Here is a 13,202-nt window from a genome sequence, read left to right on the forward strand (position 1 = left end):
AGGGAACGTCTTGCTCTTGCTTGAAGCACCACGTTGGCAACTCAGTGCCGTCTTGTTCGGCGTCAGTTATCTCTTCCTGACGATTCTTGCTGTCCCGCAAATCGGTGTCACGGCAGCTAGTATCGCGACCGTCATCGGTCAACTCGCAGCAGGTATGGTCATTGATCACATCGGTGCGTTCGGTGGCGTCGTCGTTCCGCTCAACGGAAAACGTCTGCTTGGTCTGCTTACGATGCTTGCTGCGCTTTACTTCGTCTATCGCGGGAACACACGTAAAGACGTGTCGGCTTCATCTGATTCGATGGCATCGTAACGATTGTCCTCACGATTCGTTCACGCGCTTTCCTCAGTCGAGACACAAGCCAGTCTCGGCTGTCAGTGACAGCCGACCCGGGTCTTGTTTATCTCTGACAGCGCAAAATCTTGCGCTTTTTCCTGTAGGAATTGCGTGAACAACGTGAGTCCTGCTGTTTCTCATGATCTATCAAAATAGAACATAAAAAACCGAAATGCTGAAGTATATTCACTTCAGCATTTCGGTTTTTTCGTGTCGAACGATCCGTTGATGAACGTGCAAGACGAAGACTCCTGCGGGAAAAGCGGAATGGGTGAGACCCCGTAGGCGCGAATGCGGCGAGGAGGCTCGCCTTCCGCCCGCGGAAAGCGAAGTCTTGCACGAGAATCAACACTTGTATTTTATAAATACCTTATTGCCCCAGCTGTTGTCTCTTAAGTAAGCGCAACGCTTCCGTCGCAAGACGATGATCTGCTTCCTGCGATAGACCGGAAACGGTGATCGTACCAACGACACCGACTCCTTCGATCCGGATCGGGAACGATCCACCGGCATCGGCATAATCAGATGGCGAGACCGCATACATCGAGTGGTACGAGCGATGTTTACTCTCATTATACCGACGCATGTAGAGCGAGCTATAGCCATGCCGTAAGACGACGTTCGATTTCCGGCGGATCCACTCTTCCTGATCCGGTGCCGTACCGTCGAGCGCCGCGTAATATAAACGCTGTCCATTCCGTTTGATTTCAACGGCGATCGATAAGTTCTCCTTCATCGCCCGTCCGATCAATTCATGTCCCATCCCGATCGCTTCCGTATTCGTCAAGGACGTCAAGACGAGTTCGTCCTCTTCCGCTAGCAACACCTTCAATTCTTCCATGCATCCCATTCCTTTCGTAAGAGGCGTCGTCCTTCATCACTGCTGATACGTACTGCTTCAATCAAACGCATCGTTTTTTCCGCGTCGCGTAAATCGACAGGTACTCGTCCCCTGCGAAGTCCTTCCGCCAACTGTTCATAAAACGTCGCATAACTGCCTGGAAGTGTCGCGAGACGCTCGACTGGCTGATCAGCGATTTGAAGGTAACCGTAGGAATCTACTTCATCTTCACCGAGCTGTTCGTTCACCGGATGACCTTTCGCAAGCCGTCCTTCTTGCGGGTCCATTCCGTATTTAATGTAACTGCCGCGCGTCGCATGAAACTCGAAACGTGGTGTTGGTCCTTGAATGAAGGACGTCGAACGGAGAATGACACGACGCGTCCCGTAGTGCAACGTGATATGGAAACCATCATCGACGACAGCACCGTCACGTTGCAGGTAGACGTCGCCCGTGAGTGCATCAGGTTCTCCGAATAAGGCAAGTGCTTGATCGAGTAAGTGTGAGCCGAGATCAAACAGGATGCCGGCGCCACTTCCCGCTTGTTCCCGCCAGCGTTCCCGAACGACCGGGCGATAGCGATCAAAGCGTGATTCGATGACTTGCCAGTCGCCGATCTCGTTCATTTCCATCAATTGTTCAAGTGTCAGGAAGTCACCGTCAAAGCGACGATTTTGATAGACGGCGACTTGAACGCCGTGTTGTTTCGCTAACGTTTGCAGCGCCAGTGCTTCTTCGATTGTTACGACAGCCGGCTTTTCGAGTAAGACGTGCTTTTTTGCTTCAATCGCTTGTTTTGCCATTTCGAAATGGAGTGCCGTTGGTGTCGTGATGATGACGAGCTCCGTGTTCTCATCCTGTAAGGCTTCAGCAAGTGTCGCGACGACCGTCGCCTCACTGAAATAGCGCGCTACCTGTTCCGGTCGACTGGAGACGACTTGTGTCACTTCAAATGCCGGTAATGCCTGTAAGAACGGAACGTGGAACGTCACCGCTGAAAAGCCGAATCCGACGAGCGTTGTTTGAATCGGGTTCATGTTGTTTCCTCCTCTGTCACGTCGAGATCGACATGATAATGATCTAGTCGTTCTTGCCACGTTGCATCTGGAACTTGATCGGTAACGAGCACATCGATTTGCTCCCAGTCACAGACCTTATGAAAAAAACGCTTATTGAATTTCGTATGGTCTGCGAGGACGATGACACGGGTCGCACTTCGAATCATCGCTTTCTTTACGACCGCTTCTTCGAGTTGTTCCGCAAAAAGTCCTTCTTCCGTCAATCCACATGCTCCAAGAAAAACACAATCAACTTGATAATTCAGGATGTCGTCTGCCGTCTTGATCCCACTCAAGCTACGCGCATGCCGGTCGAAACGTCCTCCCGTGACGTACAGCTCAATATCCGTGCGAGCTCCGACATAGTCTGCGATATCGAGGGAGTTCGTGATGACTTGTAGTGGATATGGCGGAAGTGCTCGTGCCATCTCAGATACCGTCGTTGCAGCATCGAGCAATAAGCGATCGTTCGCTTGGACGTGACGCGCTGCACGCTGCCCGATCCGCCGTTTTTCCGGTTTCTCTGTCCGCTGTTCATATGCAAGCGTTCCACCAGCACGGACTAATCCATTCTTAACGCGAATGATCTCCCCTTCTTGTTCGAGGACGATGACGTCACGACGTGCAGTATCTCGTGAAATCTGATACTCCTGCATCAATTGATCGAGCGAAATTTCAGGACTCGTCTTGATCCATTCCCGCATCTGTTGCAACCGTTCGATTTGCCCCATCGATTCCTGCCTCCTTTTTCTTTATATTAAGTTTTTTCATTACAATATGCAATTTTAATGCAAATAGTTCAACAGTAATTCGGGTAAATAATAGAAGACTACTACTTTCAGAACGGAGGAATTGATATGCAAACGATGTTGATCACGGGTGCTTCTTCCGGTATCGGTCTTGCAACGGCGCGGCGATTCGCAGACGCCGGATGGTTCGTCTACGCTGGTGTCCGGAGTCCAGACGAAATGACCGTGTCATTACCGACGCTTACCTTCTTGCCGCTCGATGTGACGGATGAAACAAGCGTGAAAGCAGCCGTTCGTCAAATTGAACAAGAAGTCGATCATCTCGACGTCGTGTTCTGTAATGCCGGTCATGGTTTGCTGCGCGCACTCGGTCAAGCGACGAGTTATGAAATCAAGCAACTCTTCGAAACGAACGTCTTCGGTGTCATCCGAACGATCGAAGCTTGTCTCCCCTTACTCAAACAAGCACCGGACGGTAGTCACTTACTCGCGACTTCAAGCGTCAGTGGTCTCGTCGGTCAACCGATGAATGAACTGTATTGTGCCAGTAAGTTTGCGATCGAAGGGCTGTTCGAAAGTCTTGCGACCTACTATAAACCGTACTTCAACATCGACGTCACCCTGATTGAACCAGCCGCCGTCGAGACGAACTTTACCGCAACTGTGCTCGATCAACTCGAACGGACGGGCGGCTTACACGAAGACGACTTCAAACCGATCATCACGGCCTATTTGCAGACGTATCGGACGCGACATGCCGATCGCCAATCGGCAGAAGCTCTGGCTGAGGTGATCTTCGAGGTCGTCCACCGTGACGAACGTCCGTTACGGATCCGGACGACAGAAGCCGATGAACATTTCGTCGCCCATAAGACACATCATGATCCGTCAGGTCTCGAAGGGATCGCCAAAATACGACGACTGACATTAAATCTCGACTGATTTCCCTTTTTTTGAAATTTCAATCCGCCTAAGCAATCTTCGCCCACTATACTGAGACTATCTACCTAAAAATTATCTAGAAGGGCGGAACGCCATGCCATCCTTGTTTCTTTTTACGATCGTCTATCTGATTCCGACCTTCATCATGTTCTACATGTCGATTGATATATTTTTACGCAATCCATCACGTCCGCAACACCGACTGCTTAGCTTATTCACGTTCGCTTACGGGATGTTGTTCCTTGGTGAATTTTTCCGGAATGCCTCCCCGATCGAGTTTAGTCCGGCATTCGTGACCTACTGGTTCGGAAATGCTGGTCTGATCGTCTTCAGTACATCGCTCCACTTCATCTTTCGCGTCTCGAATTTGTGGAAACGAATGCCACGTTTACTGTACCCATGGATCTTCTATCTTCCGATGGGCGTCGTGCTGACGACATACGTATTCCAGACGAACGTCATCAACAGTCAGCAATTCACACAGGTCGGACAGTTCATCTATCCTGAATTCAACACACAATATCTAGTGACGATGACGATCGGGAACATCTTCCATCTCCTCGTCATCGGTCTGCTCGTGTACGCACGGACACACTTGAAAGATGCGCGTCGTGGCATTATCAACGTCTTACTCAGTGTCGCGATTCTCGTTCTCGCGTGGGATATCGTCTTCGGCTACTGGTCGTTCTACGGCATCATGCCACCGTATGCCTATATGTATGGCGGTTTGTTCTGGGCAGGAGCACTGGCAATCGCAATGCGCCGATTCGATTATCTCGCGTCCTATCAGAAGCGTTTCGCGACGCTCTACAATTTGAATCCTTCGGCAATCCTGCTGCTCGACCGGGATGGACGAATCGAGAGTGCCAACCCAGCCGCTCATCGGCTGTTTGAGACCGATGACTTAACGGCATGTACGTTTTCGACCTACTTGCCGGATAAAAAACAAGCCGATTGGTCGCTGCATTATATGACGCACTTTTTATCGCAACGTAAGTTCAATGAATTCGAGACGAAGATTTTGACAGCACAACAACAAGAACGCTACGTCGTCATGGATGCCGATTTCGTCTTCATCGAACAAGAGCTGCACGGGATGCTGTTGATTCGTGATATCCAGTCCTTCAAGGAAGCGGAGCAGACGATTCGTTTCTTCGCCTACCACGATCCGTTGACGAAGATTGCGAATCGCCGGAGCTTTTATGAACGTGCAGCGCAAGAGTTACTCGAGCTTGATCATATCGCGATCATCGTCGTCGACCTCGATGGTTTCAAAGCCATCAACGATACGTATGGACATCAAATCGGTGACGCCTTCTTGATTCATATCGCTCGCCTACTAGAACATCATGCGGAACAGAATGGGTTCGCTGCCCGTGTCGGTGGCGACGAATTCTTCTTACTCTATCGTCATCCGTCTGTCGCTACGCTCCATGCCTATGCTGCGAATTTGTTGACGTACTTGCAAGACAACCCTTACCGGTTCGCTGAAGAAACCATTGAAATCCGAACGAGCATCGGACTCAGCTACTCACCCAATCACGGCGTCGATCTCGACACGCTGATTCAGCATGCTGACCAAGCGATGTATCGCGTCAAACATGCCGGAAAGAACGATTATTTCATTCATGATACGATGGACTCGACGCAACGATCCTAAAGGAGAGATTCCATGATTTCTGTACTGACGATTTTTTCACGCTTATTCAAGGGATTGCGCCGCGCCTTTCACTTATCTTACTTTCGTGGTCTATTGATTCTCTGCCTGTTGACGCTCGTCTCTGGAACGATCTTCTATAGCACGGAAGAAAACCTGTCGATGGTGGATGCACTTTACTTTTGTATCACGACACTAAGTACGGTTGGGCATCCAACATTCGTTCCAACGACGACGCTCGGTAAGGTCTTTACGATGGCATATATCACGATCGGCTGCGGGCTGTTCTTAACACTGATTGCCACGTTATCGTATGTCCTGATTAAACAACCGGAGGATGAATAAGGGGGAATGATCCATGCGCCAAGCTGCCATCCAAAATAATTTCGATTGGTGTCGCCTCGTCTGTGAGTCAGCCGGTTGCCGGGTGACGGAAACTGATTCGACCTGGCACGCTCAAGGAAGCGTACCGAGCTATTATCCGGAACTGATGGTCCGGCTTCCCCATCAGCGAATTGGTGTCACGGATGTCTACAGTATCAAGGACTGCACGGCAAGCTATGATTTCTCGAGTGCCGGTCTCAGTCATCTGTTCACAGCGGAATGGATGACCCGCCCTGCCATACTCGATCGCCGTGCTCTTCCCGTCGATTGGTCCGTCGTGACGGATCTCGATCAGTTCGCTCGCTTCCAGGCTATCCAGGCAACACCGGAGTTGCCCACAACGTTATGGCAACATCCCGCTGTCCGCTTCTTCTATTCGGAGGCGCAACAAGCAAGTTGCATCGCCTACTCGAATCAAGTGACGACCGGACTGACGTACGTCAATTCCGATTACCTCGACGAACGCTTATGGGATGATATCGCACGTTTGAGTTCAGCACATTTTCCCGGTCAATCGCTCGTCGGTTACGAGTATGGCGATCACCTGATCACAGCGCTTGAATCCGGCTTTGACGACGTTGGTCCACTCGCGATCTGGATTCGCACGACGCATGATCACACATGAAAAAACCGAACCGATTCCCTTCCTCTTGACGAAGATGAATCGGTTCGGTTTTTTTACATCAAGCGGCTAATGAATGCCGTTGCAATCCCGAAGTAGACGAGGAGCGATAAGATATCGTTCAACGTCGTGATCAATGGTCCGGATGCGATTGCTGGGTCAATCTTTAGGCGATGTAAGATGAGCGGAATGATTGTTCCAGCAAGTGTCCCAAAGATCAACGTGATGACGAGCGAACTGCCGACGACAAGTCCTAAGACGGCACTTCCTTGCCAGACGTAGGCGATGACGGCGATCAAGATACCACAAATGACACCAATGATTAAACCAACCCAGAGCTCCCGTAGGATCAACCGAGTCGCGACCCGCTTATCGACTTCACGCGTGATCAATCCGCGGACGACAACCGCGAGCGATTGGGTACCGGTATTTCCGGTCATACCAGCAATCATCGGCATGAAGAAGGCGAGCGCGACGACTTTTGAGAGCGTCTCTTCGAACTGACTGATGATTGATCCAGAGACGAGCCCGATGAACAGTAGCAAGACGAGCCACGGTAAGCGACGGGTCGCAGCAATCCACGGCTTCGTCTCGAAATCAATCGATTTACCGGATGCCGAGAGTTTCTCGATGTCTTCGTTTGCTTCTTCCCGTAAGACGTCAAGCGCATCATCGACCGTGATCAATCCAACGAGAATGTCGCCCTCGACGACGGGTAACGAGACGAGATCATAGCGTTCGAACAGTTGCGCGACCTCTTCCTGATCGGTCTCTGCCGCTACCCGAATCACCTTCGTCTCCATGACGTCACTAATCCGTTCCGTGTTTTCAGCTAAGATGACATCCCGGTATGAGATGACACCAACGAGTTCACTGAGTTGATTGACGACGTAGACATAGTTGATCGTCTCCGAATATTCGATGTAGTCGCGCATCTTCTCGACTGTCTCACCGACCGTGAAATCCTCTCCGACCCAGATGAACCGGTTCGTCATCAAGCGCCCTGCCGTTTCCGGTGGATACGTCAAGAGATTGCGGACGATCAGAGCCTCGTCCGTCCGCATGCTTCCAAGCAAGCGGTCAGTCTCTTCCGGTCCCAGTTCCTCGAGTAAATCCGCGACGTCATCGTTCTCCATTAAATCGAGGACGTGCCCGGCACGCTCGACGTCTAAACGACGTAAGACGGCGAGACGTTGCTCCCCTTCGAGCTCCTCGAGGACATCCGCCAATCGCTCGTGATCCAGATAGTCGAGGAGTCGTGCCTGATCGTCTTCGCCCAACTCTTCATACACTTGCGCGATATCATACGGATAGACCTCTTCGATGACTTGCTGTGCTTGCTCCCGCTTTTCCTTCGCGAGCGCATCGAGCAATAACCACTTCCATTGTTGTTCTGCTGTCTGACGCAATCTCCTCACCCCCATTACGATTCTGCCTTTTCATCTTAGCACGAGTTGATTCGCGATCGATATCGAAAAACAGTTGACATCTGTTTCCTATGGCTTTAAAGTTTGCCTTAAGGAAACATTATTTGTAGACCGAATCTTTTTCCAGTGATTGGAGTTAAAATTTTTACCCTTTTTTTTGCCCTAAGGAAACTTTCCTTCTATATACCACAAAACCAAAGGAGTGATCATTCATGTACGCCCTTGACGTTGATCGTCTCACCGTCTCTTATTTTGATACCCATGCACTCGACGGAGTGTCCGTTCGCCTCCCGGTCGCTTCGTTGATTGGCATCATCGGACCGAACGGTGCTGGTAAATCCACATTCTTAAAAGCCGTCCTCGGTCTGATCCCGGCTCGTATCGAGCAGTTACGCGTGCTCGACCAATCACTCGAAGACGTCCGGTCACGCGTCGCTTATGTTCCACAACGAAGTGCAATTGATTGGGATTTCCCGGTTCGTGTGCAGGACGTCGTGTTGATGGGCTGTTATCCGAAGCTCAGCTTATTCAAACGACCATCGAAAGCACAAAAAGCGTTCGCCATGGATTGTCTCGAACGCGTCGGTATGTCCGATCATGCTGAACGCCAAATCGGTGAACTGTCAGGCGGACAGCAACAACGGGTCTTTCTGGCGCGTGCCCTTGCCCAAGAAGCAGAGCTACTATTGCTGGACGAACCGTTCGTCGGCATCGATGTCGCGAGTGAGCAGATGATCATCGAGCTCTTACGGACACTCCGAGCCGAAGGGCGGACGATTGTCGTCGTCCACCATGATTTGCATAAAGCAGAAGACTATTTCGACACATTGATGCTGTTGAACAAACAACTGATCGCTGTCGGTCCACCGTCTGATATCTTGACACCGGAATGGCTCGAACCAGCGTATGGCTTACCGCTATTCGAACGACGCAAGGAGGGACAAGGATGACGTTCATCGAGGCATTACTTCAGTATGAGTTCTTACAAAAAGCGATGATCACCGCCGTCATGGTCGGCATCATCTGTGGTGTGATCGGCTGTTTCATCATCCTTCGCGGAATGTCGTTGATGGGGGATGCAATCTCGCACGCCGTTTTACCTGGTGTTGCGATTTCCTATCTACTCGGAATCAACTTCCTGATCGGTGCTGTCGTGACGGGTCTCGTGACCGCACTCGGAATCGGCTTCGTTAGCCAGAACAGTCGCATCAAGAACGATACGGCAATCGGAATCATGTTCACATCCGCCTTCGCCCTCGGGATCATCCTGATTTCGTTCTTGCGTAGCAGTAGCGATCTCTATCACATTCTGTTTGGTAACGTCCTCGCGGTCCGTCCGAGCGACATGTGGATGACCGTCATCATCGGATTGATCGTCCTCGGTGGAATCTTCTTGTTCTACAAAGAGTTGCTGATCAGCTCGTTTGATCCGACGATGGCGCAAGCCTATGGACTATCGACGCGTTGGATTCATTACGGACTGATGACGTTACTAACACTCGTCACCGTCGCTTCACTTCAGACCGTCGGCATCATCCTCGTCGTCGCGATGCTGATCACACCGGCAGCGACCGCGTATTTACTGACGAACCGCCTCTCACGGATGCTGTTCCTAGCGGGAGGCTTCGGTACGTTGTCCGCCATCATCGGACTGTATTTCAGCTTTACCTATAATCTATCTTCCGGTGCGTCGATCGTCCTCGTCGCGACGACGTTGTTCGCCCTCGTCTTCGTCTTCTCACCACGTCACGGTCTGATGCGTCACCGGAAACGAAAGGAGTCTACTGTATGAAATTAAAACTTTTTCTGTTCGTCCTCCTCAGCACGGTCTTGCTTGCTGCTTGTTCGACACCTGCAGAAGATAACGGGAAGCTGAAGGTCGTTGCGACATATTCGATTCTCGCTGACCTCGCACGTGAGGTCGGTGGTGAACATGTCGATGTCCACAGCATGGTCAAGATCGGGGCAAACCCGCACGAGTATGATCCACTTCCAGCAGACGTACAAGCGATGGCAGATGCTGACGTCGTCTTCTACAACGGGTTGAACCTGGAAGCCGGCGGTGCGTGGTTCGATAAACTCCGGGCAACGACTGGCAAAGACGCGTCTGACGCACCAGTCTATCGTTTAAGCAAAGGCGTCGAACCGAAATACCTGACGACGAAGGGCAAAGAATCGGAGACTGATCCGCATGCGTGGCTCGATATAAGCAATGGGATTCGCTACGTCGAAAACGTCAAGCAGGCATTAATCAAGGAAGATCCGAAGCACAAAGCCGACTACGAAAAAAATGCCGATGCCTATATTAAAAAATTGCAGACGCTTGATCAGGAAGCGAAAAAGCAGTTTGCCGCTATTCCGAAAGCAGAACGTCATCTCGTCACGAGCGAAGGAGCCTTCAAATACTTCGGAACTGCCTATGACGTCAAAGCGGATTATATTTGGGAGATCAACTCAGATAATCAAGGAACTCCGGCTCAAGTCCGCCGGATCGTCGATACGATCAAGGAGCAAGATATCCCTGTCCTGTTCGTCGAAACGAGCGTCGATCGGCGGAGCATGGAAACCGTCTCAAGGGAGACTGGTGTTCCGATCGGTGGTACTCTCTTCACTGACTCACTCGGTGCACCGGGTAAGGATGGCGACACTTACTACAGCATGATGCAAGCAAACATCGAGACGATCACGGAAGCACTCGCCAAGTAAGCGTCAACAAATCGTCACGCCTTCTCGATACGTCTTTCCTTATAATGAAGGCAAGACGATGAAAGAGAGGCACATTATGCAAACAGGACTATATCGTTACGCCTTTCCCCTCAGTATCAGCCTGTTGCTCGCTGCATGCGGAACAGCTGATCAAACGGGTGCTCCGAAGACAGAACAGACGAATCACGGAGATCATGCTGACCATGCCAGCCACGGTGCTGGTGATCAACTCGAGAAGACCGCGGGACCAGACACGTTACCCGCTTTTCTGAACGAACAGGATGAGTCGATCCAAACGATTTACCGCTCCGTCGCTAAACATCCTGATCTCTTGAAGAAGATGCCTTGTTATTGTGGTTGCGGTGAATCTGCTGGTCATACAAGCAACTATGACTGCTTCATCGAAGAGCAGACTGCTAGTTCCACGACCTGGACGACGCACGGCATCACGTGCGGCACCTGTCTCGATATCGCAGCACAGTCGATCGTTGCTTATCAAAAAGGTAGCTCCGTCAAGGAAATCCGGACTGCCATCGATCAAGCTTATAAGAAGACCGGTGTCACACCGACGCCAACTCCGGCACTTTAATAAACAGTCCGCCCTCCTCGCGATGAACGTCAGGAAAGGCGGACTGCTTTTTCATGTTCCGTTTTTCTGTCTCATGTGGAGCGCTCTTGACTTCTAGCTCGCAAGACGAGCGGCCGACCCGACAACAGCTCATCCAGTTGATAGTACGTATGCGCCCGAATCGGTCGATCCGTTCGTGGCAGATGACGGAGCTCGTATGCCACTTCGAGTAAGTAAAATTTGTATTCCTCCCCTTCATCAAAACCGAAGCTCGCGCGACGTTCTTCGATATACGCTAGGACACGCTCCTGTTGCGAGAACGAGAGCCGCTGGACTTGTGGGGCAAGTGCCTCGTGCGGAGAGAGCACGATTTCCCGCTCCGTGCGATACAGTCGATGCATGACGCCACCACTTTGACGCAAGGCAATCAAACGCGCGGGTCGATACGGACGTGGGTGCGGATGCGCATGGACGAGGTAACGTTCAATCGTGACTTGAGTCGGTCCTGCCGGTAGAGAGATGACGTCATACATACAAAATCGCTCCTTCTCAAAAGTTGATAGCTACTCTCATATGCTACCATATCTATCCAGCATTCTTACGTTGACGACAGAAGGGGAATCGGTTTTCAAAGTTTCGCAATTGGTTTTAAGACCGAGCGGGGGTGGAACAGATGGAGAGAAACGATTCCTATCTGGAAAGGATGATTGTCGATGTCGAACATGTCCGCTGTCGGTTTCCACCGACACTTACCACTAACGGAACAAGAGAGTCTGATTGATTTAGAACTGCCACGCCCGGAAGCAACCGGACACGATTTATTGGTTGAAATCAAAGCCGTATCGGTTAACCCGGTCGATACGAAAGTCCGTGCTCACGGGAAAGACGAAGACGCCCCGAAGGTCATCGGTTACGATGCAGCCGGAGTCGTCATTGAAGTCGGCGATGATGCCTCCCTCTTCCAAGTCGGTGATGAAGTCTATTATGCCGGTGCGATTCAGCGCCCTGGGTCAAACAGTGACTTCCAACTCGTTGATGAACGGATCGTCGCCAAAAAGCCGGAACGGTTGACGTTCAGTGAAGCCGCTGCTCTCCCGTTGACGACGCTGACAGCTTATGAAGCATTGACCGATCGTCTCGGATTGACGTTTGACGCTAAGTCGAATCTCGAGAAGACGATTCTCATCATTGGAGCTGCTGGTGGTGTCGGTTCAATCGCGACACAACTCGCGAATCACGCTGGGCTGACCGTCATCGGAACGGCGTCGCGTGACGAGACGATTGATTGGGCGAAGGAACACGGTGCACATCATACGATCAATCACCACGAGGCATTCCGTCCTCAGCTGGAAGCCCTCGGTTACAAATACGTCGACTATATCTTCTGTCTCAATGCGACGGACCAACATTTTGAGACGATGGTCGATGTAATTGCACCACAAGGGAAAATCTGTAGCATCGTCGAGACGGATCAAAAACTCGATTTAAGTGCGCTCCAACAAAAGAGTGCGACGTTCGTTTGGGAGTTCATGTTCACGCGTCCGCTGTTTGCGACAGAGGACATGATCCGCCAACATGAGATTCTGACGCAAGTCGCAGCATGGATCGAAGAGCATACACTTGAGACGACGGTGACACAGACGTTAATCGGCATGAACGCTGACAATCTGAAAGAAGCACACCGTCTCGTCGAGAGCGGAAAAACGATTGGGAAGATCGTCGTCGAACATCATTAATGGGCATCGGAGCAGGTTGGGAGTAAAATCCCGTCCTGCTTTTTTGTCGTTCTAAGTTTTCTTTGTGAACCTGTATCTCTTACTTTGAAGATATTTTAAGCATTATGACTATATTTATTCGTCTAAAAAATGTACGATTACGGTAACAAATATTCCAACGTAATACATCTAATCG

Annotated in this window: 15 protein-coding genes; 10 read left to right on the plus strand and 5 right to left on the minus strand. The window is 50.8% G+C overall.

What is annotated here, in order from left to right; all coding sequences use genetic code 11:
- Positions 1-313: DMT family transporter (locus tag F8N00_RS03350; protein WP_421017780.1), on the plus strand; the 313-nt coding region annotated here is incomplete at its 5' end.
- A 394-nt stretch (positions 314-707) separates the two neighbouring features.
- On the opposite strand, the gene F8N00_RS03355 is transcribed toward F8N00_RS03350, so the two are convergent.
- The 3 genes from F8N00_RS03355 to F8N00_RS03365 are packed head-to-tail and all read right to left on the minus strand — an operon-like array spanning position 708 to position 2,967.
- The gene (locus F8N00_RS03355; protein ID WP_075643040.1) at positions 708-1,178 is read right to left on the minus strand and encodes a heme-degrading domain-containing protein; all 471 of its coding nucleotides are present in this window, start codon (positions 1,176-1,178) and stop codon (positions 708-710) included.
- A complete protein-coding gene (locus F8N00_RS03360) occupies positions 1,166-2,215 on the minus strand; it encodes a Gfo/Idh/MocA family oxidoreductase (RefSeq protein ID WP_075643041.1) in 1,050 nt (349 codons plus the stop codon). Before F8N00_RS03360 ends, F8N00_RS03355 begins: the two co-directional genes overlap by 13 nt.
- Entirely contained in the window at positions 2,212-2,967 is a 756-nt protein-coding gene (locus tag F8N00_RS03365; RefSeq protein WP_075643042.1) for a DeoR/GlpR family DNA-binding transcription regulator, read from the minus strand. Before F8N00_RS03365 ends, F8N00_RS03360 begins: the two co-directional genes overlap by 4 nt.
- Positions 2,968-3,093: 126 nt before the next feature.
- Here F8N00_RS03365 and F8N00_RS03370 point away from each other — a divergent pair, with 126 nt between their 5' ends.
- The 4 genes from F8N00_RS03370 (at position 3,094) to F8N00_RS03385 (ending at position 6,593) form a co-directional block, all read left to right on the plus strand.
- On the plus strand, positions 3,094-3,927 hold the full coding sequence (locus F8N00_RS03370) for an SDR family oxidoreductase (RefSeq protein WP_023469570.1): 834 nt from the start codon (positions 3,094-3,096) through the stop codon (positions 3,925-3,927).
- A gap of 94 nt (positions 3,928-4,021) precedes the next feature.
- The gene (locus F8N00_RS03375; protein WP_075643043.1) at positions 4,022-5,587 is read left to right on the plus strand and encodes a sensor domain-containing diguanylate cyclase; all 1,566 of its coding nucleotides are present in this window, start codon (positions 4,022-4,024) and stop codon (positions 5,585-5,587) included.
- Between the two features lie 12 nt (positions 5,588-5,599).
- Positions 5,600-5,929 carry a potassium channel family protein gene (locus F8N00_RS03380; RefSeq protein ID WP_047394390.1) on the plus strand — a complete coding sequence of 110 codons (330 nt, stop codon included), beginning with the start codon at positions 5,600-5,602 and terminating at the stop codon, positions 5,927-5,929.
- A 13-nt stretch (positions 5,930-5,942) separates the two neighbouring features.
- Positions 5,943-6,593, plus strand: a complete 651-nt coding sequence (locus tag F8N00_RS03385) for a hypothetical protein (RefSeq protein ID WP_075643044.1) — start codon at positions 5,943-5,945, stop codon at positions 6,591-6,593.
- A 53-nt stretch (positions 6,594-6,646) separates the two neighbouring features.
- On the opposite strand, the gene mgtE is transcribed toward F8N00_RS03385, so the two are convergent.
- The gene (gene mgtE, locus F8N00_RS03390) at positions 6,647-7,999 is read right to left on the minus strand and encodes a magnesium transporter (protein WP_035395754.1); all 1,353 of its coding nucleotides are present in this window, start codon (positions 7,997-7,999) and stop codon (positions 6,647-6,649) included.
- Positions 8,000-8,229: 230 nt separating this feature from the next.
- Here mgtE and F8N00_RS03395 point away from each other — a divergent pair, with 230 nt between their 5' ends.
- The 4 genes from F8N00_RS03395 to F8N00_RS03410 all read left to right on the plus strand — a co-directional run bounded on the left by F8N00_RS03395 (position 8,230) and on the right by F8N00_RS03410 (position 11,312).
- Positions 8,230-8,967: a metal ABC transporter ATP-binding protein gene (locus tag F8N00_RS03395; protein ID WP_421017781.1), complete on the plus strand. Its 738-nt coding sequence runs from the start codon at positions 8,230-8,232 to the stop codon at positions 8,965-8,967.
- Entirely contained in the window at positions 8,964-9,809 is an 846-nt protein-coding gene (locus F8N00_RS03400; RefSeq protein WP_023469576.1) for a metal ABC transporter permease, read from the plus strand. Before F8N00_RS03395 ends, F8N00_RS03400 begins: the two co-directional genes overlap by 4 nt.
- On the plus strand, positions 9,806-10,723 hold the full coding sequence (locus F8N00_RS03405; RefSeq protein WP_023469577.1) for a metal ABC transporter substrate-binding protein: 918 nt from the start codon (positions 9,806-9,808) through the stop codon (positions 10,721-10,723). The genes F8N00_RS03400 and F8N00_RS03405 overlap by 4 nt, the downstream gene beginning before the upstream one ends.
- Positions 10,724-10,799: 76 nt before the next feature.
- A complete protein-coding gene (locus F8N00_RS03410) occupies positions 10,800-11,312 on the plus strand; it encodes a PCYCGC motif-containing (lipo)protein (RefSeq protein ID WP_023469578.1) in 513 nt (170 codons plus the stop codon).
- Positions 11,313-11,383: 71 nt separating this feature from the next.
- Here the strand turns inward: F8N00_RS03410 and F8N00_RS03415 are convergent, their stop codons facing one another.
- Positions 11,384-11,824, minus strand: coding sequence for a hypothetical protein (locus tag F8N00_RS03415; RefSeq protein WP_023469579.1), 441 nt, complete (start codon positions 11,822-11,824; stop codon positions 11,384-11,386).
- 189 nt (positions 11,825-12,013) lie between these two features.
- Between F8N00_RS03415 and F8N00_RS03420 the strand changes: the two genes are divergently transcribed.
- Complete coding sequence (locus F8N00_RS03420) at positions 12,014-13,027, plus strand: zinc-binding alcohol dehydrogenase family protein (RefSeq protein ID WP_304465957.1); 1,014 nt, start codon at positions 12,014-12,016, stop codon at positions 13,025-13,027.
- Positions 13,028-13,202 lie beyond the last annotated feature (175 nt).

The sequence above is a fragment of the Exiguobacterium sp. A1_3_1 genome (assembly GCF_048985645.1).
GTDB classification, from domain to species: domain Bacteria; phylum Bacillota; class Bacilli; order Exiguobacteriales; family Exiguobacteriaceae; genus Exiguobacterium_A; species Exiguobacterium_A indicum.